We start from the raw sequence: 26,558 nt of genomic DNA on the forward strand, positions 1-26,558 counted from the left end.
TCAACGAGGAGAAACTAAATGAGTTTTAACGATATTTTTAATTCGAATTTTTTAGAAAACGTAACATCAGTGTCGATGATCGATGTTACCATAGCCTTGATTCTGGCCTTTGGTATTGGTGTGTTTGTTTACCTTGTTCATAAAAAGACCTATAAAGGAGTCATGTATTCATCCGGATTCGGGGTCACATTGATTGCTTTATGTATGATTACGACCTTTGTGATGCTGGCCATCACCAGCAATGTGGTATTGTCCTTGGGGATGGTTGGGGCACTTTCGATTGTCCGGTTTCGAACCGCCGTCAAAGAACCACTGGACATTGCCTTTGTATTTTGGTCGATTGCAGCAGGTATTGTACTGTCAGCAGGAATGATTCCTCTGGCGATTCTGGGCTCGGTACTGATCGGTATTATTTTGTTGGTATTTATCAACCGCAAGCCAAATGAAATGCCTTATATTGTCGTCGTCAACTGCAATGACCGGGAAGCCGAAGCGGAAGTAAAAAGATATATCGATACAAATGTAAGCAAAAGCATTATCAAAAATAAAACTGTTTCTAAAGACGGTATCGAACTGAATATTGAGGTGCGTCTCAAGAATGATAATACCGACTTTATTAATAATGTGGTTGAGTTGGAAAATGTGAACCACGCCGTCCTAGTCAGTTATAATGGCGAATTTATGAATTAAGAGAGGTGACCGCATTGGCAGATCACAAGAATATTGAACGGATTTGCATTATCATTGGTATCTTCACTCTGATCATTGGCATTGGTTTCGCTTATTTCGGCGAAAGCCTTGGGATTATCGCCGGTACCAGCGCCGATTTAAGCTATGTAACGACATTATTTGATGACACGGTGGTTCATATCATCGATATTGAGATTAGTGAAACAGATTGGATTAGTCTTCAGGAGAATGCGGCAGAAGAAGAATATCAGCTTTGTGCTGTCACCGTTGACGGTGAAAAGCTGGACAATGTAGCCATTCGACCCAAGGGGAATTCATCCCTTTCCAGCGTGGTCTCGTCGGATTCGGAGCGTTACAGTTTTAAAATTGATTTTGATAAATATAGTGATGGCTTAACTTACCATGGCCTGGACAAGCTGAACCTTAACAATATCATTTCGGACAATACGTATTTAAAAGAATACCTGAGCTACGACATGATGGCCTATATGGGGGTGGCAGCACCGCTATCCAGCTTTGTTAAGGTGTCTGTCAACGGCGAATATTTTGGACTCTATCTGGCCGTGGAAGGGGTGGAAGAAGCCTTTGCTGAGCGAAATTACGGCTCAGATTATGGTAATATCTATAAACCGGACAGCATGCAAATGGGCGGTAGCGAAATGCCGGACATGAGCCAAATGCCAGACATGAGCCAAATGCCTGATATGAGCGAAATGCCGGATCAGAGCAGTATGCCGGACATCAGTCAAATGGGGAATATGGGCGGAGCCGCGGGAAATGATGTGGCGTTAATTTATTCAGACGACGAACTGTCCAGTTATGAGAATATCTGGGAAGGCGCTGTTTTTGACGTCACTACCAGCGATAAAGAGCGACTGATCGACTCAATTAAACAGCTGAACGCCGGGGAAAACCTGAAAGAAGTAGTGGATGTGGAAGCGGTGCTCAAATACTTTGTGGTGCATAATTTTGTGAACAATTACGATAGCTATACCGGCAGCATGAAACACAATTACTACCTGCGGGAAGAAGAAGGCCAATTATCGATGATTGGCTGGGATTATAATCTGGCCTTCAGCAATTTCAGCGGCGGCGGAATGGGAGGCGGAACAAAAACAACCACCGCCAGTACCGACGAAGCGACAACCCTGGTGAATTACCCCATCGATACCCCGGTATCTGGTACCACCATGGACGAGCGGCCGCTACTCAATGAACTGCTTTCCAATGAAGCATATCTTGAACAATACCATCAATATTTTGCGGAATTTATCGCTGGCTACTTTGAAAGCGGCCAATACACCGAGACCATCGATCAGGCCACCGCCCTGATATCCGACTATGTCAAAGACGATCCTACCGCTTTTTGCACTTATGAAGAGTATCAAGCCGGGGTTACCGTTCTGGAACAATTCTGTACGCTCCGAGCCGAGAGCATCAGTGGTCAGCTGGATGGCACGATACCGGCCACTACCGAAGGACAGGCGGCTCAGCCAACGCTGCGACTCGATGGCAGCAGTCTGGATGTTTCTGCCCTGGGCAGCAGTATGGGCGGTGGGATGGACAAAAACATGACAACACCAACCGATCAAGGGACGGATCAAACAGCAAGCTCCGACCCAATGAAAGGCGCTCAGACAACAACAGCAACCACTCAACAGTCCGCCAAGGGGCAACCACCGACCCGACCCGAGGGTGAGACAACCGCAGCAGCAACCACCCAACCAGCAGATAGCAGTGAAGCAACAACCACTGCCGAGAACCAGACCGGGGATAGGCAAGCCGCTCCAACCAGTGAGAACGGCCTGCAAAACAACCGCACCAATCCCAATGGCGCAACAGCAACAAATTGGGATCTCACGACCCTGATTCTGTTAGGGGGGGCTTGTCTGCTGCTGGTTATGGGTATTCTGGTGACGAAACTTTATAAGCGATAAGCTCAAGCGGATTAAGAGCATTAATGATAAACCTGATATTGAACAGCGGCGGGAGCCATTGGGCAATCGCCGCTGTTCTAATATAACCAGTGGTTTGGCAAAGAAAAGATTGACTTTTATCACCAATTACCGTATAATCAACAAGCATGAAAAAATCGAATAAATTTTTTTGTTCTACCTTAGGAGAGATGTCTGAGTGGTCGAAGGAGCACGCCTGGAAAGCGTGTGTACGTGTAAGCGTACCGAGGGTTCAAATCCCTCTCTCTCCGCCATTTTATTTAATGAAGAAATGTTATGATGCAGCCGTTTGTGGCTGTTTTTTTTATGCCGTTTGGTAAAGTTGCCCCCTTAGTTTACCCTTAAGCGATTAATGACACCGATAAGGATCGTTGCAGAGCCTTAAATATCGCCCATCACTGCTTGGGTTGGACCCGGATTTGAATCAGATTTTTCACATCTTCCAGAATCCGTTCAGAGGTAACAGGAATCATCAGCCAGCGGCCGCCGGCAGCAAAGGGTGTCCTGGCAAAGAGGGCTTGAATTTCCGGGCTGGCCTGGGGAAGGTAGGCTTCTGCTTCACTTTGCTCCTTGTTTCCGATTACTACCAGGGCAATGAAATAACCATCCATGGGATAGAGCACGCAAAGCGATTTGCTGCTTTTTCGGTACTTCAAATTCCAGCCACGCTGTGCGGAACAGCGGCTATAATTCATGATCGGTTTAATGTGATAGGCGGTTTCAATAAAGCTTTGTAAATCAACCCAGAGGGGATTATTGACGAAACTGATCATCTCGGCCATTGTTGGCTCATGAATCTGTTCAAAAGACTGACTCCATTCCATGAGGAACCTCCAATATTTTTCTGGTAATCGTAGAACGTAGAGGTGCTGGAGCAGTTTGCAAAGCCCAGGGTACTTTCCCAATCACCGATAATTTTATAATTAGAATTTATCACCATGTGCCAGGGAGGTCAAGTTAATTTGAAAAAAATGGGAGGGATGCATTTGAGTAAATCTTTTACTTTTGTCAAGAAAAGTGAAAATAAAGAATATACGTGGCGAAAAAATGAAAAATGCCATCGATTTTTGATGGGTAGAGGCGTATAATGATAGTAATGATAAAAAATACATTAGCGTGACCGGTCTATTTAACTTAAAGTTGAAAGGACTTGAAGACAATCACGATAAAGGGGGAATCAATCATGTATGTTACCAACAATAGTTATGTGACACAGAATCGCATGTTTTCAGGAACCGGAAAAATTGCTGGGGTTCGGTTGCCGGATTTTACAGATGTTCATGTTAATACAAAAAAAGAATCTGGTATTAGTGATTGTGAATACGAACAAGCCATAGTTGAACAAGCAATAATGGATCAGAAAGCCGGAAAATTTCAGAACGAATCAGTGGGATTTAACAAATTGGCGAAAAAATATGTTTCGGAAGTATCACCAGATCGAAGCAGAATTATTACCGAAGGTTTACAAAAAGCATTAAAAAGTGATCTGGATATTCTAAAACCAATCGATTGGATTGCCTTGATTTTTGAAGGAAAAGTAAAGTATCAAAAAGAATCGGATTTAGTAGAATACGCTGAATTCTATGATGGCAATGGCGAAATGGTTGCAAAATATTCAAATGGTGGTTGGACGATGTTAAATACAAAGGCAGAAACGGGTCGTCAAATGGAAATGTGTTCTATTTATAATGCGGCGTGGGGAGCTGCGGCAAAAGCCGGTCAGGAAGTAAATGATGGAGCAGCAGATAGTAAAGGAAATCCCAATAATACCCTTGATCGGTTGGTATAGATATCACAAAACGGATGATGCCGTCCCACCAATTACAACAAACTTCTTAATGAGGATTAAAAGCGGACTGTATTTTTAAATATCTGAATTTTACGGTCTTTTTTGAGGTTAAATAATCTGATCCACAGGGTAGGTGCAACTTAACGAATTGGGAAAAGAATGGTGAAACTGTCAGCGGGCGGCAGCTTTTGGATAAAAAAATTTTTAATTGCCTTAAAGGGCTTGACTGTTGAGGTACGGTATCGTTTATGATAGGGGTAGTGACTCTGCAATTGAACAACAAGACAGGAGGGATGATCAATGACCTATTTAATCCAATTTTTAAAAGAAAAAAAAGTGATGCTGTTTTTAATTATTCTGGCAACGGTGATCCAGTCCTTCAGTATGTTGGCGGTGCCCTATTTTGCGGCCAAAATTATCGACGACGGGATTCTCAAAAAAGATCTGATGGCAATTGTGATATTGGGTTTTCAGATGCTGGCAGCAGTGGGATTATCGGCCCTGATTTCCTTATGGGCCAGCTACCTGAGTGCTGATTTAGCGGCACTTTCAGGAAAATACCTGCGCGACCGGATTTTTGACAAAACCCAAATTTTGTCAATCCGTGATTTCAACCATTTTAGTACCGCTTCAATGATTACCCGGGCAACCAGTGATATTACGGTCATCCAGCAGACCGTGATTATGTTTGCCCAAATGATTCTGCCGGCTCCGATTATTGCGATAACAGCGATTGTCATGACCATTGGCGTGAGTCCATCACTGGTAATGATTCCCATCATTGCGATGGTTGTTTTTATGTTGGCCATTTACCTTATCTTCATCAAAGCCAGCCCGATCTCGAAAACCATCCAAAAACGGTTGGATGTCATTAATCGCATCATGGGCGAAGCGATTACCGGAGTTCGGGTGATCCGAGCCTTTGACAATTCCGAATTCGAACGAAAACGAACCAATCAAGCTTTTTTAAATTACGCCGACAACGTGATTCGCCTGAATAAGACCTTTGCAGTGTTCAGTCCGCTGATCTGGTCGATTGTCGGGATTAGTATGGTGGCGGTGTTATGGTTTGGCAGTTTTCTGGTGCTCAACGGCGAAATTCAGGTCGGCGGCATTATCGCCGTTTCAGAATATACCATTCTTTTGTTGATCGCACTGATTATGTCTTCGATGGTGATGGTGATGTTACCGAAAATGAAAGCCTGTCTGGATCGAACACAGGAAGTATTGGATACAATCCCGGAAATTGCGGATAAAACCCAGGCACAGGCCTTGCGAAACCCCGCTAATCCGGCAAAAATCGTCTTTGATCAGGTCAGCTTCTCCTATCGGGGCGCTGAGGAGTCGGTTTTGGAGGGCATCAGCTTTTCTTGTGAGCAGGGTAAAACCACCGCCATTATCGGTGGCACCGGGTCGGGCAAGAGTACCATTGCCAGTCTGTTGCTGCGTCTTTATGATGTGGCCAGCGGGTCGATCACCCTGGAGGGGACGGATATCCGTCAGATGACCCAGCATGAGCTGCGGGAAGGCATCAGTTATGTGCCCCAGAAGGCGATTCTCTTTAGTGGTACCATTGCCGACAATCTGCGGATGGGAAACAGCCAGGCAACTCCGGCAGAGTTGGAACATGCCGCCCAAATAGCCCAGGCGCATGACTTCGTTACCGAGCTGACGGAAGGCTATCAAAGTCCGGTGGCTCAGGGCGGCACCAATTTTTCTGGCGGCCAGAAGCAACGGCTTTGCATTGCCCGGGCGCTGGTAAAAAAAGCCCCGGTATATATTTTTGACGACAGCTTTTCAGCCCTGGATTTTAAAACCGATGCGGCGCTTAGAAAAGCACTGAAAAAAGAGATGGCGGATGCGGCGATGGTGATTGTGGCTCAACGGGTCAGCACCATTATCGAGGCCGATCAGATCATCGTGCTGGATGCCGGCCGGATGGCCGGCATCGGTAGCCATGGTGAACTGATGAAAAGCTGCCTCGTTTATCAGGAAATCGTTGCGTCTCAGCTCAGTGAAACGGAGGCTGACAGTTTATGAAGAAACAACGAAAAAAACCACAGCAAGAAAATAAGCAAGCGCTTAATAGTAAAGACATGCCTAAAATGGAAGACTTATCTGAAATGGAAGATATCCCCAAAAATTCAAAGGCTTCAGCCAAACGATTAATGGGGCTGCTGTTAAAACAAAAGGGAGCCCTAGTGATCATCCTGCTGGCAGCGGTGGTCAGTAACGGGCTTTATGCTTTTACCCCCATTATCATGGGGAAAGCTCTGGATCAACTGATTCAGGCCATCAGTACCAACGGCATCGGCGGCGGTTTTGAAGAGTTGGCCAAGATCGTGGGGCTGTCCCTGTTATTGTTACTGATGGCCTATCTGATTGGGGCGGCATTCTCCTTTCTCCAGGAATATACCATGGCCAGTGTGGGTGAAAAGTTAGCCTTGTCGCTGCGGGAGAAAATAAGCGAAAAGATTACCAGGCTACCGCTGCATTATTACGATGCCAATGAAACCGGAGAGGTTTTAAGCCGAACCACCAATGATCCCGATAAGATTGCCGAGATTTTAAAAACCGGGGCGTTGCAGTTTACCAATGCCGTCTGTAACCTTACTTTCAGCATTGTTATTATGTTTGTCCTAAGCCCTGTCATGGCGGTGATCATCATTGCGACGATGTCGCTAAGTGTTTTTGCGACCAAATGGATTTCCGGAAAAACGTTGGCCATTTTCTATGAAAATCAGAAGGTACTAGGGGAACTAAACGGAAAAATCGAAGAATATTATACCGGAAACCTGATTATCAAAAGCTTCAACCAACAGGAGCGGGTCATTCAAACTGAGCGGGAGTTGAGTGATCGGCAGTATCAAGCCAACAAAAGATCGCAATTTGTGATCTATGCCATCTATCCGGCGATCCGCTTTTTGACCCAGTTGAGTTTTGTAGTAACGGCCATTGTCGGGGGGATTTTTGCGATTAATGGCACGATGACGATTGGAACGGTGCAAGCTTTTTTGCAGTATGTCAATCAGATTGCCGATCCGATTACCCAGTCTTCCTACTTTATCAATTCGATGCAGGCCGCCCTGGCATCGGCGGAACGGGTGTTTGAATTTCTGGACGAACCCGAAGAGGTGCCTGAAACCAGCACGCCCAAACAGATTACCCAACCGGAAGGAGCGGTGGCATTTGAACATGTCCGCTTTGGTTATCATCCTGATGAACTGTTGATGGAGGATGTCAGCTTTACCGTCAAACCCAACGAGATGGTGGCCATTGTCGGGCCTACCGGTGCCGGTAAAACAACCCTGGTCAATCTATTGATGCGGTTCTACGAACTGGATGGCGGCACGATAAAAGTCGATGGAATTGATGTTAAAGAGCTGACCAAAAGCGGACTGCGGCGGATGGTCGGAATGGTACTTCAGGATACCTGGCTCTTTAAAGGAACGATTGCCGAGAACATTGCCTATGGCAAGATGGATGCCACCCGGGAAGAAATTATTCAGGTGGCCAAGGCGGCACGATGCGACCATTTTATAAGGACTTTGTCAGAAGGCTATGATACGGTGATCTCTAATGAAGAAGGAACGGTCTCCCAGGGGCAAATGCAGCTGTTGACCATTGCCCGAGCGATGCTGGCTAATCCCGCCCTGATGATTCTGGATGAAGCGACCTCCAGCGTTGACACCAAAACTGAATTGCAGGTGCAGAAAGCGATGCTTTCGAGTATGAAGGGAAAAACCAGCTTTGTTATTGCCCATCGGCTTTCCACTATCAAGTCGGCGGATCTGATTCTGGTAATGAAAAACGGTACCATCGTTGAAACGGGAACCCATCAGGAATTGCTGGCCGCAGGTACATTTTATGCCGATTTGTATAATAGCCAATTTAATAATCTGGTGGTGTGAAAATACCTAACAGCACGAGAAACAGTGGTTGGATTTAAGTAGGGAGGAATTTTGGATAATTTAGTTGTAGATGAAATGATAGAAAAACTTAAGTGTGAAAATATCAAGCGATGGTGGAGCACGGACAAGTGTTTCCCTGTTTTGGGCGAAGAAATTAGCATCAAAGAAAAAATGACCCGCGAAAAGGACATGAATCAGTTTATCAATGACCTTTTTTTGCATTTAAAACAATGCCCTAAGAATAAAGACTTACAAACGGCCTGGAAAAACAACTTATGGGCGCTGATAAAAAACTTTGCAGAACGGTCGGGTTTTACGGAAGAGGCGATTAATCAAGATTTTGCCGAAGCCCTTCCAACCGTAACGCATCAGTTTATTTGCAGGGTAAAAGCGTTTAACGCAGAGATAAAATTGGACAACATGCTGCAAGCCCTCAGAAATGTCTGGATTATGAATCTGCTTCAGGTTTTGTTTCAGGTCAAGGTCGAGTATACCCCTTCAATTTTTGCCTATAGTATGCTTTATCCGTATACCGATAATTATTTAGATGACCCGGAAGTATCCTTGGAGGATAAACAACAGGTTAGTGAACGCTTTAGAAGCCGGTTAGAAGGTGAACAAGTAGAAGCAAATAATGCCTACGAAGCGGCCTTATTTAATTTTGTTGGGATGATTGAGAGCCAATATAGTAGAGTGGGTTTTGAAGAATTATATGAAAGTCTCTTAGCTATTCACGATGCCCAATATAATAGTCTGATGCAGCATAATGAGATGACTTCCCCTTACGAAAGAGACGTCTTGGGAATAAGTGCTGAGAAAGGCGGAGCGTCCGTACTGGCAGATGCCTATTTAGTAAATGGCAAACTTTCTGATGCGCAGATGGATTTTGCCTTTGCATATGGCGTGCTGCTTCAATTATGTGATGATTTACAGGATGCCAAAGAGGATCGGGAGAATGGACACATGACCATTTTTTCGGTAACTTTAAAAAAGTGGCCATTAGATAAGCTAACCAATGCTTTGTTTGATTTTTCAAGTATGATAATGTCAGATTTAGATGAAAATCTTGATCATGAGGAATCCCGTAAAATGAAACTCTTTTTACAGAAAAATCTGATTCTCCTGATATTTGAAGCTATTTCACAAAACCAGGATTATTATAGTAAAGAATACATCAAGGCCATCGAAAAATATCTACCTTTTAGAATGAACTATACGAAAAAGCTTTATAAAAAGCTAAAGCGAAATTATGCCAACTTTACAAACATCGCCGGGTACACCATCGATGATGTCATACTCATTGCGACGGAGATGTAGATCAGCCGGATCAGAACCAAGATTGAATCACGGCTTGGGCCATTCCATGGGGTAGCTCTAACAATTTATCACCATGGTTCGGATAGGTCAATGAAAAGATGAGCATAACGAATGATGAACTGCCAGCGCCAGTTATAGATAACTTAAAAAAGGAAGAACTCTGTTTGGAGTTCCTCCTTTTTGCATCTGGGGTTCTTGGCTATAATCGGTTGTCAGCATGGTCGCTGTGAGAATCACATTGCATTTTTAAAGATTTGAATAACATCCTCTAGTTTGGCCGTTCTTGGATTGGTTCCGCTGCAGGCATCCTTCATGGCGTTTTCAGCCATTAGTTTGAAATCCTTTTCCTTGACTCCAAGGGCAGTTAAACCGGTTGGGATTCCAACATCTTCTGAAAGCTGAATAATCGCCTGTACCGCTTTTTCAGCAGCGTCTCTGACGGAAAGACCGTGAATGTTTTCACCCAATGCAACCGCAATATCACCCAGACGTTTGGGATTGCTGTTGAGGTTGAATTTAAGAACGTGAGGTAGCAAGATGGCGTTGCAAACACCATGGGGAAGATCATAAAAACCTCCCAGCTGATGAGCCATTCCGTGGACATAACCTAAGCTGGCATTATTAAATGCCATACCGCCTAAAAACTGTGCATAGGCCATATTGTTACGGGCTTCAAAGTTTTGGCCGTTGGCGACGGCCTGACGGAGGTTTTCACCGATGAGTTTCATTGACATTAACGCAGCCGCATCGGTGATGGGGGTGGCAATGGTTGACATATACGCTTCAACCGAATGGGTTAAGGCATCCATTCCGGTGGCGGCGGTTAAACTGGCTGGCATGCCCATCATCAGGACGGGGTCATTAATCGAGACGGTTGGAGTCGCTCTCCAGTCAACAATCGCCATTTTTACATGGGTTTCCGAATTGGTAATAATACAGAAACGTGTCATTTCACTGGCGGTTCCAGCGGTGGTGTTGATGGCAATGAGTGGGGTCATTGGTTTGGTGCTTTTATTTACCCCTTCAAAATCACGGATATTGCCGCCGTTGCCAGCAACGAGGCCGATTCCTTTGGCACAGTCATGTGAGGATCCGCCTCCTAATGATACAATCAAATCACATTTTTCTTTGGTGAATATTTTAAAACCGTCAGCAACATTGAGGTCGGTTGGATTTGGCTGGGCGCCTGAAAAGATAACAACTTTCAGCCCTGAAGCCTCAATAATATCCTTGACCTGGTCTGCTACGCCCATTTTTGTCATACCTTCATCGGTTACAATTAATGCTTTTTTCGCACCAAGTCCTTTGGCCTGTTCGCCAACTTCTTTTACTGCACCGGGTCCCATTAAATTCACTACGGGCATAAAATACCCAAAAACTTGATCTGCAACAGCCATTTGATAAATCTCCTTTGAGTTTTGATTTCTTCATCTATGCCAAACATCATGAGTAGAGCACGCATTCATTTATGAAAGTTTGTGTTATGTTTGTCAGGCCGCTTGTTAATTCTCTTGTACTTATTATAGCCACAGGAGATCTTCGTTCAGTGACTAGATCACTTTCAAACGCTGTTAATAAAATTTGTGCAAAGGGAGGATTGGGTTTACAATAAAGGAACAAAGCTAAATAAGAGGGAAGTTAAAGAAGTAATTTTGTTGACACACTGGGGATTGAGAAGTAGAAAATGAATGTCGGAAAATAAAAAAAGAAGAAGCCAAAAACAAATATTAAGGGGCTGATGACACACCAATGCACAAGATGGGTGGTTGTTAACTTAATTCAGCAAGATAGAAAATGGGGGAATAAAAATGTGTGGACGTTATATGCTATATTCTGATAAAGAGGAAAGAGCGATCAAGGCAATCGTTGAAGAAGTCAATCAGAAGTATCAAACGGCGATAGAAAATGGGGATATTTATCCCACCGATCTGGCACCGGTTTATGCCCCCCGGGAGGATCGTCAGGGAATGGAGTTGGAGTTGAAAAAATGGGGATATCATCGGCATTTTGGAAAAAAGACCCTGCTGATTAATGCCCGCTCGGAAACGGTGATGGAAAAAGCTATTTTCCGGGATGACTTTCTGAATCGCCGTTGTCTGATTCCAGCGAAAGGTTTTTATGAATGGAATGAGAAAAAAGAGAAATTCCGATTTACCGGTACCGAGGAGCTTATTTATCTCGGGGGTTTTTTCCATGGACAAACAGAGGGTTTTGATGAGTTTATGATTATGACTAAACCCCCGGTGGAACTGGTCGCGCCGATTCACAACCGAATGCCGGTGGTGATTCCAGCAGACCAGGCAATAGACTTTCTGTATTCCACCGAAACTGCGATAAAAATCATGAATGAAAATCGGGTTGCCCTCAAAAAGGAATTGATTCAGGGTGAAAAACAAGTTAGTTTTATTTTATAATAAAGAAATTAAGTAAAATGGAGGTTATTATGGAATTTCAAAACGTGATTGAAGCAAGAAGAAGTATGCGGAAATATGATGCATCTAAAAAGGTGGATGAAACCACCGTCAAAGCGATGATTGCGGTGGGGTATACCGCCCAGGAAGCCAGAATGCCGCCCCGTAAGGCAGCAGATGAGGTTCTGAAGTTTTTCTAGGCATTGTGTCCGTGGTAAATTTATCGCTCAATTGCTGGTCAGAAGTGGCGATCACTGATGTTTTTGGTAGAGGGATCATTGCTCAGATTTCCACACTTTATCCAGCGCTCAGATAGCTTGTTAACCAAATACACACTCCATGCAATGAATGTTTTTAGCAAGGGCAGCCAAGCAATTTGCTCCTTGATGGTCTAGAATAAAGATAAGGGAGGTGAGAAAAATGGAAGAGGCACAGATTTTTCAGGCCGTGCAGCGGATGCAGGACTATATCGAAACCAATCTAACCCGGAAGATCACCTTAAGAGAATTGGCCAATGCGGCAGGATATTCGCCCTGGCATGCGGCAAGGCTGTTTAAAGAAGTGGTCGGGAAAGCCCCCTTTGATTATATTAGAGCGTTAAGGCTCACCAAGGCGGCGCTTTTGCTCCGGGATGGGGAGATGAAGATTGTCGATGTGGCGATGGATTTTGTCTTTGATTCCCATGAAGGCTTTACCCGGGCATTCTCCCGGGAATTTGGGATGGCCCCCAGTAAATATGGCCGGCAGACACCGCCAATCCAATTATTTATGCCTCAGAAAGTTTTCGACACCTACCAGTCCATGCATAAAGGAGCGAAAAAAATGAGTGAGAAAAAAATGAAGGAACAACAAAATTCCCGTACCGTATTTGTCCAGGTGATTGAACGACCGGCCCGGAAGCTGCTGTTAAAACGCGGCGTCAAAGCAACGGAGTATTTTGCTTATTGTGAAGAAGTCGGCTGTGAGATCTGGTCGGTACTCACCAGTGTGAAGGAAGCTTTATATGAGCCCATCGGAATGTGGCTGCCCAAGCATCTGATCCGGGAAGGTACGTCCCAGTATGTTCAGGGCGTGGAGGTGCCGCTGGATTATGCCAATGTCATTCCGGAGGGTTATGAGCTGATTGAGCTGCCGCCCTGCACGATGATGGTGTTTCAGGGCGAACCCTATGACGATACTGATTTTATGGCCGAAATTGATGCGATCTGGGAGCATGTTAAACGCTTTGATCCAACCGTTTACGGCTACCAATGGGCGCCGGAAGCAGCACCCCGCTTTCAGCTGGCACCGATGGGCTACCGGGGGTACATTGAAGCCTATCCGGTCAAAGTCATTAACAAAATTTAGTCAGGTCGTACACGAACCAAGCCGGTTCAAAGCGGAAGAAAAATTTATTCGCTTTGAACCGGCTTTTGTTTTTTGCAAGTGTCATGTTAAAAGCATAAAAGAATGAATTGGTTTTGTTATTCCGCAGGTTTCCATTCGGAGTTCATACTGAGTTTAAAGTCATTCCACATGAAGGTCATGGTTTTCCAGACAACCCGTTTGGGGATGATTTCCGTCATCCCGGCGCCATAGAATTCATATTGAGCCTGGCCTTCCCGATTGGGCTTATATTCATTGTGAATATAGTCGCTTAGGGTGCCTTCGGAGTAGAGGTCATCCTCAAAAGTGTTCATCCCAACCTCGGTGAGATCACCATCGTACAGAATCGTTCCATCGTTATTAGCGAGCATAAAGTTTACATTTTCGCCAATGCTTTCCAGATTGGTCAGATAGGCAGCAAAATCATAGAGGCGTACCTGAGCCACAATATAGCCGGCAATCTGTCCATCGTTTTCTACTGGGGTGACAAAAGCCAGAAGCTGAGTCGCCGGAGTCTGATGATCGGCAAAGGTCAATTCGGTGATAAAAGGCTGTTTGTTCTGGCTGATGGCGGGAATATTTTTATCATACAGATCAAATGAAATCCCTTTGAAATAGGTGGGGTAGGCGTTGGTAATGCTGTTTTTATTATTGACAAAAGCCACATTTTTGGCGATCGGACTATCCTTTGAGATGGCGGCCAAAGCGCTTGAGAAGGCTTCACTATTTTCACCGGATTGCTGATAGGCGGTCACCGCCGTTTTAGTGAGTGTTTCAAGAGTTGTAAATTCATCATAGATCAAGGTGCTGGCGGTATCCAGCCAGGATAATTCCTCGTCGGTAAACTGACGCAGGTCACCATCGGTGGTAGCAGCCTCTTCGGCACCGGGTTCGGAATTGGCATAAATCCGCAGCTCGGAGTCAAAGGCCTTCACGGTGTTCCATTTTACTTCTTTTTTCACTGGTTCATTGGTGCCAGCGGCATTATAGGTATAGCTTCCTTCGCCCTGGGAATTAGGAATCATTTTGTTCTTGATCAGCGTCTGAAGTTCAACAAAACTGCTGTAAATAGGATCAGTTAGAATATTTTTACCGATTTCGGTCATATTACTAGTGTAGACATTGGTTCCGTTGGTATCAATGACGCCAAGTTCCAGATTCTGTCCGATCGTAAGTTGGCTGAGTTTCGCCCCAAAGGTATAGGGATCGATATAGGCAATCACCCAGCCGCCGTTTTTAATGGGAACCGAAGCATAGAGATAAGGGGTGTCATCGGTGGCGGTGTTGGCTTTAATAACCATCGCCGGGGTATCGACAAACAGTTCGGGATGACGGTTGATGCTTTTTAAATTGAGACCGATAAAGGGGCTGTCCATTTTAGTGGCAACCTGAGTCACATTAGAATCGGCATCACAGACCAGGATATCGAAGAAATAAGTTTTGCTATTGAGTTTTTCATTCAGGAGGGTATAGGCTTTTTCATCACCGGCAGGGCTTTGTCCCGCAGAAGTTCCGATTTCCGCCAGCATGGTTTGGATCTCGTCCATTTCTTTCTGTAGCGCAGCGGTTGCTTCGGAAAGGGGATCGGGATTACCTTTGGAGGAATCTGTCGCGGTACAGCCGCTTAACAGCAGGGCGAAGATGAGCAATAAGGGTAGCAGTTTTCTTTTCATCACTTGGGTTACTCCTTAAATTTTTATTTTGCTTTTGCAAATGATTTCACAAAAGTTGTTGAAATGATTTTATCACAACCCCAATTTGTTTAGAACAATAATTTTTAATCCAAGAAACATTTATTGATGGGTTTTAATCCAGGGAAAATATAAGTGTCGAATTAAAACTTAGTAGCTTTTGGATTTTGAGAGAGCTTAATTTTCGTTAAAAATTACTTGAATTTAATATTTTCGTGAAAGCTGGGTATATTTATAAAAAACAGATATAAAGATTGGAGAAACAAATGAACTATAAAATTTTTGAAAAATTTCCCTTTTCCTACGATAGCGAAACGCTTGATAAGGAACTGAATTTAAGAGGCAACGAAGCGATGCTGGATATTCTCGAGCCGATTTATGAAATGGTGGAGCAGATTGCCAGGCCCAAAGCTATTTACTTTAAAGCCGAGGTCACCGAAAAAACCGATCAATGGGTTAAAATCAACGGGGTGCCCTTTGAAAGTCAGCTACTTCGGGGTTATGTTGAGCAGGGAGATCTGGTTTTCCCCTATATTGTTACGGTCGGCACCGAGTTGGATGATTATTCTAAAACCCTGAAAGATTCCATGGATCTCTTTCTGATTGATGAGGTTATGAATTTGCTGGTCAATACCGGTAAGGTCTTTGTAGCGGATGCGGTGAAAGAAGAATTGGGCTGGACGGCGGCTCAGGACTACGTTCCTGGAAACGGTGAAGAATGGTCAACGGTGGAACAGAAACGGCTCTTTGACCTGTTTGCCGGTGAAACCGCCAAAATTGGGGTCACTCTGGGGGATAATTATTTTGTGCTGCCGGGGCGATCCACCATCGGGATTCTGTCACAGCAGCGATAAATGACAGCGTTTTGATCGGTTAACTGCCGCAAAAAGATGATGACAAGTCTGTTATCTTTTTGCGGCAGTTTCGATTTTATGGGGAATAAGGAGCCAGTGAAAAACTTTTTTTCAATTGTTTAAACAAAACCTAAACATTTAGGGGTACAATCGTTCCACAATTAATTTTAGAAATAAATTTGCAGATAAGGTGGAATCACAATGAATTTGGATCCCTATCAAGTTTTGGGGGTTCCTCACGATGCCAGCGATGAGGACGTCTCAAAAGCATATAAAAAACTGGCAAAGCAATATCATCCGGATTTGAATCCGGGGAATCAGGAAGCTGCCCGGAAAATGAGCGAGGTCAATGCGGCCTATGATTTGATCAAGAGCGGTAAGGCCAATCTTGCCTACGGGAATGCCCATGGCACCGCCAGTCCCTATCGACAAGGCCATGCGGGACAAACCAGAACCTATACCTATACCTATCGCTATGCCAGCAGCGATGGCCAAGCTGGCCAAAGCGATCCGTTTGAAGGGTTTGATCCCTTTGAGTGGATTTTTGGGGCATATTCCAGCCAGCGGCAGACCTACAGTTTTGAAGCAGCGGCGAATTATATCAATATGGGAAATTATGAACAGGCACTTAATGTCCTCAAACATCTGTCGGAACGCAACGCCCAATGGCATTTCTATAGCGCTGTTGCAAACTATGGCCTGGGTTACCGGGATATTGCCGTGGAACATGCCCGCATGGCCGTTGAGATGGAACCGGATAATAGCGAATATCAAAACCTGCTGAATCAAATGAGTGGACGACGCAGTTGGTTTGGAGGGACTGGCCGGCGGGCTTCAAATTTTTCGCCGCTGGGTACGATTGTTAAGCTGTTTATTGGCTTTTACGCAATTCAGTTTTTGCTTTCGTTTTTAGGACTAATATTTTAGAACCTGTGGTTAAATAGATTAGGAGACAATCAATGGAAAGTTTAAAAAATAAGCTGATCCGCTTCATGACCGGCCGTTATGGTATTGATCAGCTTTATTACACTGGGTTATTTCTGGCTTTGGGACTGATGATGATCAATATGATGGTTAATTCAACGATCTTGATGGTCATTTCAAATGGCTTGATCCTGCTGATGGTGTTACGGGGTTTTTCCCGAAATATCAGTCGCCGGCATATGGAAAACGAAAAGTTCCTGAAACTGTGGAACCCTGTAAAAAAAGAAGGCCGAATCTTCTTTCGGCGGATTAAAGAAATCCGGGTTCATCGTTACCGGAAATGTCCCCATTGCAAGAAGACCCTGAAGCTACCGATCAAGCGGGGTAAACACATGGTTAAATGTCCGGAGTGCAAAGAGAGCTTTGCGGTTCGGGTGATTGTGTAAAGAACATCAAATAAATTAGTAGACGGTTAGGATAAAAAAGAAACCCAAGGACTTGCAGTGTTAAGATTGCGCTCCTTGGGTTTTGTCAATTTTACGATTAAAGAAAAATAGTTGATAAAGCGAAAAGGTCAAAGAAAATCGTATTATATCTGTGTTCCTTTAATAAGGTACAGGCAGTTAAATCCCGTAATCTTTAAAGAAGATTAACCCGCCAAAACAGATAACGTTTCCAATAGTTATTTATTTAACAATCTTTGGATTTTGTGTTATAATTCAGAAAAGATAAAATTTTACTAAAAGTAGCCAGAGAGCAACGACGGTCCCGGCAAACAATGGCGGCGACGTTGAAGTCAATCTGTTTCTGAGCAAAGATTTTGGAGGTCTAATCAATGATCAACACAAATTTAAAAGAAGAAAAAGCGAAAATTCGGCAAGAGGATGGGGTCAGCGAAATTCAACTCACCTGCTCCACCTGCCCTCGTCAATGTGTAATGACCCTGTTGATGGAAGGGCTTTCGATATTAATGGTAAAAGATGATGGCTGTAAAAAAGGCAGCAAGTTTGCTTATCGGGAAATAAAGAACCGTAAAAAACAGAGATCCATTAATGGGATGAATTGTTCGGGAATGGACCCCATGGAAAAAGCAATATAACCAGAAAGAAGCCTTTCGAGTCCAAATAATAAGAATAGAATTAACACTTAGAGCAACCAGAACTGAGGTTTTGGTTGTTTTAATTTTTTGAGGATTCTCATTATTTTATTCGCTCAGTGATGAAATCACAGAGAATCGGGTAAGTATCTGTTATGATGAATTATGTTAAATAATAAACAAAGCATGTAATTATAAAAAGAAATCAGGTGAGATTAATGAAAGATGTAACCCTGTTTACAACCCAAACCTGCCCCCACTGTAAAACGGCAAAGGCTTTTCTTAAGCAGAATCATATTCAATTTGTTGAGAAGGACGTTAATTATGACGCCGCAGCCCAACAAGAAATGACTCGCAGGGGTATTCGTGGGGTGCCCGCTTTTATCATCGGCGATGATGCCGTGATCGGTCTGGATCAGGCGAAGGTACTGGAACTGGTGGATCATCGGGTGGTGGCTTGTCCGAATTGTCAGGCCAAACTGCGAGTTCCTAACGATAAGGGAAAAATCAGCGTCCGCTGTCCAAAATGTAAAACCAGCTTTGAAACAAAATGAACTATTTTATATAACTAAGGAGAGAAATCAATGAAAAAAATACTAATTGTAGGTGGTGTCGCTGGCGGCGCCACAGCTGCGGCCAGACTCCGTCGTTTAAGTGAAGAAGATCAGATCATCCTATTTGAACGGGACGAATATATCTCTTTTGCCAATTGTGGACTACCCTATTATATCGGGGATGTGATTACCGATCGTCGGAAACTGCTGGTTCAAACGGTAAGCGGGATGTCCAAACGGTTTAACCTGGACATTCGCAATTTCAGTGAGGTCACCGCCATTGACCCGAATAAAAAAACCGTGGCGGTGAAAAATCATCAAACCGGAGCGGTTTATACTGAAAGCTTTGACAAGTTGATCTTGTCACCCGGGGCTAAACCCATCGCTCCGCCGATTCCGGGATTGGCGGAAGCCAAAAACATCCTGACCCTGCGGAACATTCCCGATACCGATAAAATCAAAGCCGTGGTGGACAGCGGCAAGGTCAGCCGGGCAGTGGTCATCGGCGGCGGTTTCATCGGCGTTGAAATGGCCGAAAACCTTCAGGAGTTGGGCATCAATGTCACTTTAGTGGAAAAAATGAATCAGGTCTTAAAACCATTGGATTTTGAAATGGCCCAGTTGGTCCATCAGGAAATCAATGCCAATGGCGTTAATATTATTCTTGAAGATGGGGTTGATCATTTCCAGAATGAGGGCCATGAAGTGGTGCTGGAGAGCGGCCAGGTCATTCAGGCCGAGCTGGTTATTCTTGCTATTGGCGTGGTACCAGAAAATGCTTTGGCCAAAAAGGCCAATCTGAAAGTGGGCTCCCGGGGACATATCGTCACGACCGCTAATTATGAGGTCTACAGCGGCGAAAATGATGCCGTCAATCCGGATGTTTTTGCCATCGGCGATGCCGTGGAAGTGGTCGATTTTGTCACCAAAACTCCGACGGCCATTCCACTAGCCTGGCCGGCGAACCGTCAGGGACGGCTGGTGGCCGATTATATCAACGGCAAAAAAATCGGCAATGTCGGCATTCAGGGAACTGCGGTAGCGAAGGTGTTCAATCAGACCATTGCCGCCACCGGAAATAATGCCGCCCTGTTGGATATGAAAAAAATCCCCTATCAGGTGGTGGTAGCCCACCGGAGCAACCATGCCGGGTATTATCCCAATGCCACCAATATTGCGCTGAAACTGTTGTATGAACCGCAAACCCTGAAAATTCTCGGTGCTCAGGCGGTTGGCCAGGAGGGCACTGAAAAGCGGATCGATGTGATTGCCACGGCGATGAAATTGGGAGCAACAGTTCTGGATCTTCAGGACCTTGAACTCAGTTATGCGCCGCCGTTCTCATCAGCGAAGGATCCGGTGAACATTCTGGGTTATATCGCCGAAAATATTCTGGATGGGGTTTATCAAACCGTTCAGTGGCATGAAATTGATCAGATTGTGGCGGATAGCGGCTTCCTGCTGGATGTGCGATCACCAATGGAAGTCCGGGCTGGTGGGATTAAGGGTGCCGTGAATATTGAACTGGATAGTCTCCGGGATCGGATTGGCGAAATACCAATCGCCAAAGACGCCCCCATTTATGTAACCTGTCAGGTGGGACAGCGGGCTTATCTGGCAATCCGTATTCTGCAGGGGCACGGCTTTACCAATATTTACAATCTGGCTGGCGGATACAGTACCTATAAAACCGCCCATTATCAACTGGCAGCACTTAATTTCGGAACCACCGCTAAATAGTGTTTTAAAAAAGACGGTATCAGAAATAACGGACAAAATTAATAATTTCACAACAAAACCCTCAACAATTTTCGTTTGTTGAGGGTTTTGTTTATAAATTCTTTTTTAGCTTTTTCAGTTTTAAGTAAGTGGTTTCCGGTAAGATGCCGATAATCGTCTGGCAAAACGCCAACCCGGCCAGCCCACCGAGGATAAAATGCAGGGCCGGTATTTCTGGAAGCAGATGATTAATCATCAAGTTGGCGAGATTAAAAATAGCAAATAGCAAAAGTCCGATTTTCAGTTCTTTTCGCATCGTTTTTTTCATTTCAAGGACTCCATTTCTTTTATTGATGGTTCTGGATAATTCTGATCCGGGAATAAACCAGAACCGGCAGGTCGGCCAGCATCAGCAAACCAATGCTGCGAACGGTCCAATCTGGCAGGGGTAGGAGCAGCCAGTTAACGACCATTACACCCAGACAGAGAATCATGATCGTGATAGTCACAGGAAACAAACGGCTTTTTTTCATCATCGTCCCCCCCCATTACATGGTTTTCAGACAATAAAGCTTGACCACAGCGCTGACTGATAGTTGGGCCGCTACGGCGCTGACCAGGGTATAAAACACCACAATGTTAAAATATCCGGCGACAATGGCGGCAATAATCATCAGAACTGATGTTATGGCAATGAGCGGCATCCCGGCTTTGCTTCGGATGGTTTTCATCCGTTCGTCATTTTCCTTATTGTACAATATCGTTAGTTTAGTTTCATCATTAATTGCCAAGCTCAGCTTGACGATGTCAAACAGCGAGAAGCCGAAGATGCTGATAATCAGGCCAAACTGGAACCCCGCCACAAAACCGTCAGAGAGGGTTGCCGTTGAGTGGTCTGAAAAAATTATTGAATAAATACTAAATGCCCCCAATACCACCGTCACCAATGCCATTCCTGAAGAAATCGCAATTCTTTGTTTAACCTTTGTTCTAAATTTTTCCATGATACTGCCTCCTAAAATTCATTTTCTTCTGAAAAGTCAAAAACTTCTTCAATGGTCAGCCCGAAATAGTAGGCAATTTTATAGGCCAGTACCAGCGAAGCAGTATATTTACCGACTTCAATGGAGGTAATGGTCTGTCTGGTCGTGCCCACCGCCAGGGCCAGTTCTTCCTGGGATAGTTTTCGTTCTTTTCGTAATTCTTTGATTCGTGTTTTCATATTACACCTTCTGATAATCTGCATAGCATACTTTGCATTTTTAGTATAGTCTGCTTTGCATAAAATGTCAAGCCCGCTTTGCAAAAAAAAACAAAAAAAGAATGACTCAACATTTAAGACATAAAACGGAGCTAATGATACAAAATAAAATCGGGTCTTTCAATTAAAAAACAGCCTTTATCCATATAACCGTCACATAACCCATCTATAATAAGAAAAAAGAGGCGGGCACTCCAGGAACCTGATAAAATTTCTATTACAATCCTGAGTAAATCCCCAATTGTTTGATAACAAGGCGGAAATAATACGCTTCACAATTACATCTTAACAAAGAGAGAAAAGAGGAAGTTCAATGAAAAGACTAAAAATTTTAATACCATTTTTATTAATCATGATGGTATTGTTGGCCGGATGCAGTTCAAATTCTGCAACAACGACAGAAACCACGGCTGAGGCAGTCACCGAGACCACGGCGGTATTAAGTGCGGTGGTATCGCCCACATCGACAATTGTTGTCGATCCGGAATTTACCGATCGTGATCTGGAAACAAGCTATGATGACGCGACCGCAGTTCAGGTAACTCTGGATGGTAGCAATATCCAGGTAACCGGTGACGGCGCCAGTGCCAGTGACGGGGTCCTGACTATCACCAAGGAAGGGACCTATGTGGTTACCGGGAATCTGACTGACGGGCAGATTGTGGTAGCAGCAGCCGATACCGACAAGATTCAGATTGTGCTAAATGGTGCGACCATCAATTGTGCCGATAATGCCCCGATCTATGTAAAAAGTGCCAACAAGGTCTTTGTCACCTTGAATGCCAATACGGTCAATACCTTAACCGATGGTGGGGCCTATGTGCAGACCGATGACAATACGGTCGATGGGGTGATCTTCAGCAAAGCCGATCTGACCATCAATGGCGAAGGGACCTTAAATATTACAACAAACAGTAACCACGGGATTGTGTCAAAGGATGATCTGGTCATTACCGGAGGCATTTATAATATCACCTCAGCAGACGATGCCCTTAGCGGTAAAAACAGTGTCAAAATCAAAGACGGCACCCTTACCATCGATTCGTCAGCAGGCAAGGGGATTACCTCAAAGAACGCTGATGATACCACAAAAGGCTATGTTTACATTTGTGGCGGGACGATTACAGTTAAAAACAGCACCGAGGGGATTGAAGGAACGGCGGTCATCGTGGAAGGCGGAACCATTGACCTTATTTCATCGGATGACGGGTTTAAAGGTGCCAGTGCCAGTGCTGCGGAAACAGACACCGGCGGAAAAGGCGGCGGCGGTGCCATGGAAAATGATCCAAACGTCTATGTTTCAATTTCCGGTGGCACCATCAGCGTCAATGCGGCTGGTGACGGACTTGATAGCAATGGGAATCTCTATATCTCGGGCGGCACGGTGACTGTCAGTGGCCCCACCAACAGCGGCAATGGTGCCCTGGATTATAATGGCACTGCCGATGTCATTGGCGGAACCGTTCTGATTGCCGGCAGTACCGGAATGGCCCAGTCGTTTTCCGAAACCTCGACTCAGGCATCCTTGCTTTACAACCTCACATCAAGCTGTGCAGCCGGGACCGAAATAAAATTGACTGATGCCAGCGGCAAGACGGTCGTTTCCTACACCCCGGATAAAACCTATCAATCGGTGGTGATCAGCACCCCGGATCTGGCCCAGAGCTCAACCTATACCCTGACCTGTGGCAGCCAAACGGTGGAAATTCCCCTGACGGGCGTGGTTACCAGTAATGGCCAGACCGGAATGGGTGGACCCGGCCAGGGCGGCCAGAATCCACCCCAGGGTGGTCAAAAACCGCAATAGCAGAACAGATTACCAAAGAATAGAGAAATAAAGAAAAGGCATGCTCCTTCCAATAGAAGGACATGTCTTTTTTTTTGAAGAAAGCAATTGAATCCTGCTAGTATAAATCAAACCAGATGCAATTTCACCTGAATAATGGTATCATTTAACAAAGGATTATCAGAATAATCAAATCAAATGACATTCCCGACCAGGTCGGGGGATGGGAGTACGTGTGAACTGGGATTGTTTAATTGTCGATGATGAAGTAGAACTGGCGAAAGCGACCTGTGAATATTTTGAAATGTTTGGCCTGAGCTGCGCCGTTGTGACCAATTCTGAGGATTGCGTTTTTTTTATGGAGAACAATCAGGTTAAACTGATTTTATTGGATATCAATCTGGGAAATGACAGCGGTTTTGAATTGTGTAAAGCACTCCGAAAAAATACCGACGTGCCGATTCTTTTTATCAGCGCCCGGCAGAGTGATGATGATGTCCTGATTGCGCTGAATATCGGCGGCGATGATTATATTAAAAAGCCCTATTCTCTTAGCGTTCTGCTGGCTAAGGTGAAGGTCATCATCAAACGCTATGATGGGGCGGCGCAAAAAGCCGGGAGCAGTGATGTGGTCAGTGCGCAATTAGAAGCGCAGGACCGTTGCGGCAACCTGAAAATTGATAAGGATGCCATGAAGGTCTATCGCAATGAAAAAGACGTGGGTTTCAAAACCAAGGAATTCAGGCTGTTTTTATACCTTTATGAAAATAAAAACCGGGTGATTGCCAAAGATGAGTTGTTTGCCAAAATCTGGGGAGATGCGTTTTTCAGTGATGGCACTCTGAATGTCCATATCCGGAAAATTCGCAAGAAAATCGAAGAAAATCCCAACCAGCCAAGGCTGATTAAAACCATCTGGGGCACCGGATATATATTTGAGACCCAGGAAAATGAATAACCCTGCGCTCTTCTTGCCGATATAATAAATTACTTAGTTGAGGAAATGCATGAAAATAAGAAATATGGTGATCCTGTTTACCGTTATCATGATGGCCGGCTACCTGGCCGCAATCACCACCATCAATGCTAGCCAGATCAATCGGGTCGATGTTACCGAGATTAACCAGGTCGCTAAAACTATCGAACAAGACTGGCAGGCTGGTGATACAAAAAAATCCGGTGCGAATCGGGGACTGCCCTACCAGATCGCCCTGGTCACGGATGAAAACTATCAGGCTCTTCTTTATGACGGTATCAAGAATCGTCAGACGATCATCGATTTGACCGGAACCGCAGCGGATGGACAGGAAAAACTGTTGGGGAAGATCATTATTCTGACCGACGGCAGTGAAGAAGCAACCATGAAAAGAAATCTGACGGTCATGATTACCCTTACCTTTGGGTTGGTATTGATCATGGTTTACCTGCTTTTCGGGTTGGTACATACGTCGATTCTCCGGCCCTTTGGAGTGCTGAAAGAGTTTGCCCGAAAAATTGCCGATGGTGATCTGGAGTTCCGGCTACCGATGGACCGGGGCAATTACTTTGGCGCATTCACTGAAAGTTTTGATCTGATGAGGGAAGAGCTGAGAAAGGCCCGGCAGGGTGAATATCAGGCTAATATCAGCAAGAAAGAGCTGGTGGCGGAACTGTCCCATGACATAAAAACCCCGGTGGCCACCATTAAAGCCATCTGTGAGTTACTTGAGATCAAGCTGGCAACTGTGCAAGCTGAGGATTTGCCAGGGTCAACCGCAGCAACAACGATCACTGAAAGTATCGCAAAAATCGCGGTGATCGATGCCAAAGCCGACATCATTGACGCGCTGATCAGCAATCTCTTCCACGCCACCCTGGAAGAACTGGAAATGCTGAAGGTCAATGTCAGCGAGCAACCCAGCACCGTGATCATCCAGATGTTCAAGGAAATGGATAATTTTGGGAAAATCCGCTTTAAAAATGACTTGGCGGAGTGTCTGGTCTTTTGTGATCCGCTGCGGCTGGGTCAGGTGATTGACAATATCATCAGCAATTCTTATAAATATGCCGATACCGATATCGATATCTGGTTCGGTCTGGACAAAACTGACAAAAACCTAACCATAAAAATCAAAGATTATGGGGCGGGGGTGGATCCTGACGAATGTCCGCTGGTGTGTGAAAAGTTTTTTCGGGGTTCCGGGGAATCAATCCAAAACACCCCGGGCTCCGGGCTGGGCCTCTATCTGGCCAGGCAGTTTATGGTCGCCATGGGCGGTAGCATCCGCTGTTATAATGAGGGTGGGTTCACAGTGGAACTGGGCATCAAGGTGGTGTGATGGTCTTTCCATTTAAGAAACAGATAAGAATTTAATAAGAGTTGGCAAAAGACCGGTTAAGAACATATGAAATATAATTAGGCCATGGAAAGCAAAAGCCGACCATGGTCTTTTATCATCGGGATAAAGATCCGTTTAGTCAATCTAGGAGGAACGAATGTCAAACACAATTCTAAAGGCAGAAATGCTCAGTAAAACCTATTCAAACGGCAGCATCATGCAGCACGTTTTAAAAAATCTCAACATCGAAATCAAAGCCGGGGACTTTACCGTCATCATGGGGAGCTCGGGTTCGGGAAAATCGACCCTGCTTTATGCCCTTTCCGGGATGGACAAGCCGACCCTGGGAACAATCGATTTTAAAGGCGAAGCGATTTCCAACTATTCCAATGATCAGCTGGCAGTCTTTCGCAGAAAGCATTGCGGCTTTGTGTTTCAGCAGATCTATCTCAATGATACCATGACCGTGCTCGATAATATTATGATCTCGGGGCTACTGGTTAGCCGCGATAAAAAGGCCATTGCCAACCGGGCCAAGGAACTACTGCAGCAGGTGGGGTTAAGTGATGCCAGCTATCATAAATATCCGTCCCAGCTTTCCGGCGGCGAAGCCCAGCGGGTGGCGATTGTCCGGGCGCTGATCAATGCACCGGAAATCGTCTTTGCGGATGAACCCACCGGGGCTCTCAATTCGACCAATGCCGTCAACGTGCTGGATGTGATGACCGAGGTCAATGCCTCCGGCCAGAGCATTATTATGGTGACTCATGATATCAAAACGGCCCGCCGGGCCAACCGCATCCTTTATCTGAAAGATGGGGTCATCATCGACGAGCTGAATCTGGGCGCCTATCGCAAGGACGATCCGGACCGCCATAAAATCCTGCGGGAATTTCTGGAAAGTATGGGTTGGTAGC

General features: G+C 45.0%; 26 protein-coding genes and 1 tRNA gene. 20 read left to right on the top strand and 7 right to left on the bottom strand.

The features are described from left to right. Positions 1-18 precede the first annotated feature (18 nt). From Q7J41_RS10950 to Q7J41_RS10960, 3 genes are all read left to right on the top strand, one after another. Positions 19-690: a DUF4956 domain-containing protein gene (locus tag Q7J41_RS10950; protein ID WP_304888004.1), complete on the top strand. Its 672-nt coding sequence runs from the start codon at positions 19-21 to the stop codon at positions 688-690. A 14-nt stretch (positions 691-704) separates the two neighbouring features. Beyond that, positions 705-2,627 (top strand): CotH kinase family protein, encoded by a 1,923-nt coding sequence (locus Q7J41_RS10955; protein ID WP_304888006.1) that lies wholly within the window; start codon positions 705-707, stop codon positions 2,625-2,627. Positions 2,628-2,809: 182 nt separating this feature from the next. Further along, positions 2,810-2,899: transfer RNA gene (locus Q7J41_RS10960), tRNA-Ser, on the top strand. A 141-nt stretch (positions 2,900-3,040) separates the two neighbouring features. Here Q7J41_RS10960 and Q7J41_RS10965 read toward each other — a convergent pair. Then, positions 3,041-3,469 (bottom strand): DUF3788 domain-containing protein, encoded by a 429-nt coding sequence (locus tag Q7J41_RS10965; protein ID WP_304888008.1) that lies wholly within the window; start codon positions 3,467-3,469, stop codon positions 3,041-3,043. A 359-nt stretch (positions 3,470-3,828) separates the two neighbouring features. Between Q7J41_RS10965 and Q7J41_RS10970 the strand changes: the two genes are divergently transcribed. From Q7J41_RS10970 to Q7J41_RS10985, 4 genes are all read left to right on the top strand, one after another. Continuing rightward, on the top strand, positions 3,829-4,434 hold the full coding sequence (locus tag Q7J41_RS10970) for a hypothetical protein (RefSeq protein ID WP_304888010.1): 606 nt from the start codon (positions 3,829-3,831) through the stop codon (positions 4,432-4,434). A gap of 300 nt (positions 4,435-4,734) precedes the next feature. After that, entirely contained in the window at positions 4,735-6,474 is a 1,740-nt protein-coding gene (locus Q7J41_RS10975) for an ABC transporter ATP-binding protein (RefSeq protein WP_304888012.1), read from the top strand. Further along, a complete protein-coding gene (locus Q7J41_RS10980) occupies positions 6,471-8,345 on the top strand; it encodes an ABC transporter ATP-binding protein (protein WP_304888014.1) in 1,875 nt (624 codons plus the stop codon). Before Q7J41_RS10975 ends, Q7J41_RS10980 begins: the two co-directional genes overlap by 4 nt. Positions 8,346-8,396: 51 nt before the next feature. Continuing rightward, positions 8,397-9,662 carry a hypothetical protein gene (locus Q7J41_RS10985; RefSeq protein WP_304888016.1) on the top strand — a complete coding sequence of 422 codons (1,266 nt, stop codon included), beginning with the start codon at positions 8,397-8,399 and terminating at the stop codon, positions 9,660-9,662. Positions 9,663-9,895: 233 nt separating this feature from the next. Here Q7J41_RS10985 and Q7J41_RS10990 read toward each other — a convergent pair whose 3' ends face one another. Beyond that, a complete protein-coding gene (locus tag Q7J41_RS10990) occupies positions 9,896-11,059 on the bottom strand; it encodes an iron-containing alcohol dehydrogenase (protein WP_304888018.1) in 1,164 nt (387 codons plus the stop codon). A 411-nt stretch (positions 11,060-11,470) separates the two neighbouring features. On the opposite strand from Q7J41_RS10990, the gene Q7J41_RS10995 reads away from it, so the two are divergent. The 3 genes from Q7J41_RS10995 (at position 11,471) to Q7J41_RS11005 (ending at position 13,420) form a co-directional block, all read left to right on the top strand. After that, positions 11,471-12,076 carry an SOS response-associated peptidase gene (locus Q7J41_RS10995; RefSeq protein ID WP_304888020.1) on the top strand — a complete coding sequence of 202 codons (606 nt, stop codon included), beginning with the start codon at positions 11,471-11,473 and terminating at the stop codon, positions 12,074-12,076. A 29-nt stretch (positions 12,077-12,105) separates the two neighbouring features. Continuing rightward, positions 12,106-12,273, top strand: a complete 168-nt coding sequence (locus Q7J41_RS11000) for a hypothetical protein (protein WP_304888022.1) — start codon at positions 12,106-12,108, stop codon at positions 12,271-12,273. A 220-nt stretch (positions 12,274-12,493) separates the two neighbouring features. Continuing rightward, on the top strand, positions 12,494-13,420 hold the full coding sequence (locus Q7J41_RS11005; protein ID WP_304888024.1) for a helix-turn-helix transcriptional regulator: 927 nt from the start codon (positions 12,494-12,496) through the stop codon (positions 13,418-13,420). A gap of 116 nt (positions 13,421-13,536) precedes the next feature. On the opposite strand, the gene Q7J41_RS11010 is transcribed toward Q7J41_RS11005, so the two are convergent. Next, positions 13,537-15,114 carry a hypothetical protein gene (locus Q7J41_RS11010; RefSeq protein ID WP_304888026.1) on the bottom strand — a complete coding sequence of 526 codons (1,578 nt, stop codon included), beginning with the start codon at positions 15,112-15,114 and terminating at the stop codon, positions 13,537-13,539. A 281-nt stretch (positions 15,115-15,395) separates the two neighbouring features. Between Q7J41_RS11010 and Q7J41_RS11015 the strand changes: the two genes are divergently transcribed. From Q7J41_RS11015 to Q7J41_RS11040, 6 genes are all read left to right on the top strand, one after another. After that, a complete protein-coding gene (locus Q7J41_RS11015) occupies positions 15,396-15,983 on the top strand; it encodes a hypothetical protein (protein ID WP_304888028.1) in 588 nt (195 codons plus the stop codon). Between the two features lie 201 nt (positions 15,984-16,184). After that, complete coding sequence (locus tag Q7J41_RS11020) at positions 16,185-16,910, top strand: DnaJ domain-containing protein (protein ID WP_304888030.1); 726 nt, start codon at positions 16,185-16,187, stop codon at positions 16,908-16,910. Positions 16,911-16,942: 32 nt separating this feature from the next. Next, a complete protein-coding gene (locus tag Q7J41_RS11025) occupies positions 16,943-17,353 on the top strand; it encodes a hypothetical protein (RefSeq protein ID WP_304888032.1) in 411 nt (136 codons plus the stop codon). Between the two features lie 389 nt (positions 17,354-17,742). Continuing rightward, entirely contained in the window at positions 17,743-18,006 is a 264-nt protein-coding gene (locus tag Q7J41_RS11030; protein WP_304888034.1) for a hypothetical protein, read from the top strand. A gap of 215 nt (positions 18,007-18,221) precedes the next feature. Further along, positions 18,222-18,557: a glutaredoxin domain-containing protein gene (locus Q7J41_RS11035; RefSeq protein WP_304888036.1), complete on the top strand. Its 336-nt coding sequence runs from the start codon at positions 18,222-18,224 to the stop codon at positions 18,555-18,557. A gap of 30 nt (positions 18,558-18,587) precedes the next feature. Continuing rightward, positions 18,588-20,297: an FAD-dependent oxidoreductase gene (locus Q7J41_RS11040; protein WP_304888038.1), complete on the top strand. Its 1,710-nt coding sequence runs from the start codon at positions 18,588-18,590 to the stop codon at positions 20,295-20,297. A gap of 91 nt (positions 20,298-20,388) precedes the next feature. Here the strand turns inward: Q7J41_RS11040 and Q7J41_RS11045 are convergent, their stop codons facing one another. The 4 genes from Q7J41_RS11045 to Q7J41_RS11060 are packed head-to-tail and all read right to left on the bottom strand — an operon-like array spanning position 20,389 to position 21,498. Continuing rightward, positions 20,389-20,604 (bottom strand): hypothetical protein, encoded by a 216-nt coding sequence (locus Q7J41_RS11045; RefSeq protein WP_304888040.1) that lies wholly within the window; start codon positions 20,602-20,604, stop codon positions 20,389-20,391. A 19-nt stretch (positions 20,605-20,623) separates the two neighbouring features. Further along, complete coding sequence (locus Q7J41_RS11050) at positions 20,624-20,812, bottom strand: hypothetical protein (protein ID WP_304888042.1); 189 nt, start codon at positions 20,810-20,812, stop codon at positions 20,624-20,626. Between the two features lie 12 nt (positions 20,813-20,824). Further along, positions 20,825-21,280: a hypothetical protein gene (locus Q7J41_RS11055; RefSeq protein ID WP_304888044.1), complete on the bottom strand. Its 456-nt coding sequence runs from the start codon at positions 21,278-21,280 to the stop codon at positions 20,825-20,827. An 11-nt stretch (positions 21,281-21,291) separates the two neighbouring features. Next, on the bottom strand, positions 21,292-21,498 hold the full coding sequence (locus Q7J41_RS11060; protein WP_304888046.1) for a helix-turn-helix transcriptional regulator: 207 nt from the start codon (positions 21,496-21,498) through the stop codon (positions 21,292-21,294). A gap of 352 nt (positions 21,499-21,850) precedes the next feature. Between Q7J41_RS11060 and Q7J41_RS11065 the strand changes: the two genes are divergently transcribed. The 4 genes from Q7J41_RS11065 to Q7J41_RS11080 all read left to right on the top strand — a co-directional run bounded on the left by Q7J41_RS11065 (position 21,851) and on the right by Q7J41_RS11080 (position 26,557). After that, positions 21,851-23,344, top strand: coding sequence for a carbohydrate-binding domain-containing protein (locus tag Q7J41_RS11065; RefSeq protein WP_304888048.1), 1,494 nt, complete (start codon positions 21,851-21,853; stop codon positions 23,342-23,344). A gap of 202 nt (positions 23,345-23,546) precedes the next feature. Beyond that, a complete protein-coding gene (locus Q7J41_RS11070; protein ID WP_370651011.1) occupies positions 23,547-24,281 on the top strand; it encodes a response regulator transcription factor in 735 nt (244 codons plus the stop codon). A gap of 49 nt (positions 24,282-24,330) precedes the next feature. Next, positions 24,331-25,641, top strand: coding sequence for a HAMP domain-containing sensor histidine kinase (locus Q7J41_RS11075; RefSeq protein WP_304888050.1), 1,311 nt, complete (start codon positions 24,331-24,333; stop codon positions 25,639-25,641). Between the two features lie 157 nt (positions 25,642-25,798). Continuing rightward, positions 25,799-26,557: an ABC transporter ATP-binding protein gene (locus tag Q7J41_RS11080; RefSeq protein WP_304888052.1), complete on the top strand. Its 759-nt coding sequence runs from the start codon at positions 25,799-25,801 to the stop codon at positions 26,555-26,557. Position 26,558 lies beyond the last annotated feature (1 nt).

The sequence above is a fragment of the Acetobacterium sp. genome, from assembly GCF_030652775.1.
Classification (GTDB): domain Bacteria; phylum Bacillota; class Clostridia; order Eubacteriales; family Eubacteriaceae; genus Acetobacterium.

Excerpts from the sequence above, each read along its gene's own strand:
- Q7J41_RS10950 (WP_304888004.1), top strand. The coding sequence starts at position 19 with ATGAGTTTTAACGATATTTTTAATTCGAATTTTTTAGAAAACGTAACA.
- Q7J41_RS10965 (WP_304888008.1), bottom strand. The coding sequence starts at position 3,469 with ATGGAATGGAGTCAGTCTTTTGAACAGATTCATGAGCCAACAATGGCC.
- Q7J41_RS10970 (WP_304888010.1), top strand. The coding sequence starts at position 3,829 with ATGTATGTTACCAACAATAGTTATGTGACACAGAATCGCATGTTTTCA.
- Q7J41_RS10975 (WP_304888012.1), top strand. The coding sequence starts at position 4,735 with ATGACCTATTTAATCCAATTTTTAAAAGAAAAAAAAGTGATGCTGTTT.
- Q7J41_RS10980 (WP_304888014.1), top strand. The coding sequence starts at position 6,471 with ATGAAGAAACAACGAAAAAAACCACAGCAAGAAAATAAGCAAGCGCTT.
- Q7J41_RS10990 (WP_304888018.1), bottom strand. The coding sequence starts at position 11,059 with ATGGCTGTTGCAGATCAAGTTTTTGGGTATTTTATGCCCGTAGTGAAT.
- Q7J41_RS10995 (WP_304888020.1), top strand. The coding sequence starts at position 11,471 with ATGTGTGGACGTTATATGCTATATTCTGATAAAGAGGAAAGAGCGATC.
- Q7J41_RS11000 (WP_304888022.1), top strand. The coding sequence starts at position 12,106 with ATGGAATTTCAAAACGTGATTGAAGCAAGAAGAAGTATGCGGAAATAT.
- Q7J41_RS11005 (WP_304888024.1), top strand. The coding sequence starts at position 12,494 with ATGGAAGAGGCACAGATTTTTCAGGCCGTGCAGCGGATGCAGGACTAT.
- Q7J41_RS11015 (WP_304888028.1), top strand. The coding sequence starts at position 15,396 with ATGAACTATAAAATTTTTGAAAAATTTCCCTTTTCCTACGATAGCGAA.
- Q7J41_RS11020 (WP_304888030.1), top strand. The coding sequence starts at position 16,185 with ATGAATTTGGATCCCTATCAAGTTTTGGGGGTTCCTCACGATGCCAGC.
- Q7J41_RS11025 (WP_304888032.1), top strand. The coding sequence starts at position 16,943 with ATGGAAAGTTTAAAAAATAAGCTGATCCGCTTCATGACCGGCCGTTAT.
- Q7J41_RS11030 (WP_304888034.1), top strand. The coding sequence starts at position 17,743 with ATGATCAACACAAATTTAAAAGAAGAAAAAGCGAAAATTCGGCAAGAG.
- Q7J41_RS11035 (WP_304888036.1), top strand. The coding sequence starts at position 18,222 with ATGAAAGATGTAACCCTGTTTACAACCCAAACCTGCCCCCACTGTAAA.
- Q7J41_RS11040 (WP_304888038.1), top strand. The coding sequence starts at position 18,588 with ATGAAAAAAATACTAATTGTAGGTGGTGTCGCTGGCGGCGCCACAGCT.
- Q7J41_RS11045 (WP_304888040.1), bottom strand. The coding sequence starts at position 20,604 with ATGAAAAAAACGATGCGAAAAGAACTGAAAATCGGACTTTTGCTATTT.
- Q7J41_RS11050 (WP_304888042.1), bottom strand. The coding sequence starts at position 20,812 with ATGATGAAAAAAAGCCGTTTGTTTCCTGTGACTATCACGATCATGATT.
- Q7J41_RS11055 (WP_304888044.1), bottom strand. The coding sequence starts at position 21,280 with ATGGAAAAATTTAGAACAAAGGTTAAACAAAGAATTGCGATTTCTTCA.
- Q7J41_RS11060 (WP_304888046.1), bottom strand. The coding sequence starts at position 21,498 with ATGAAAACACGAATCAAAGAATTACGAAAAGAACGAAAACTATCCCAG.
- Q7J41_RS11065 (WP_304888048.1), top strand. The coding sequence starts at position 21,851 with ATGAAAAGACTAAAAATTTTAATACCATTTTTATTAATCATGATGGTA.
- Q7J41_RS11070 (WP_370651011.1), top strand. The coding sequence starts at position 23,547 with ATGGGAGTACGTGTGAACTGGGATTGTTTAATTGTCGATGATGAAGTA.
- Q7J41_RS11075 (WP_304888050.1), top strand. The coding sequence starts at position 24,331 with ATGAAAATAAGAAATATGGTGATCCTGTTTACCGTTATCATGATGGCC.
- Q7J41_RS11080 (WP_304888052.1), top strand. The coding sequence starts at position 25,799 with ATGTCAAACACAATTCTAAAGGCAGAAATGCTCAGTAAAACCTATTCA.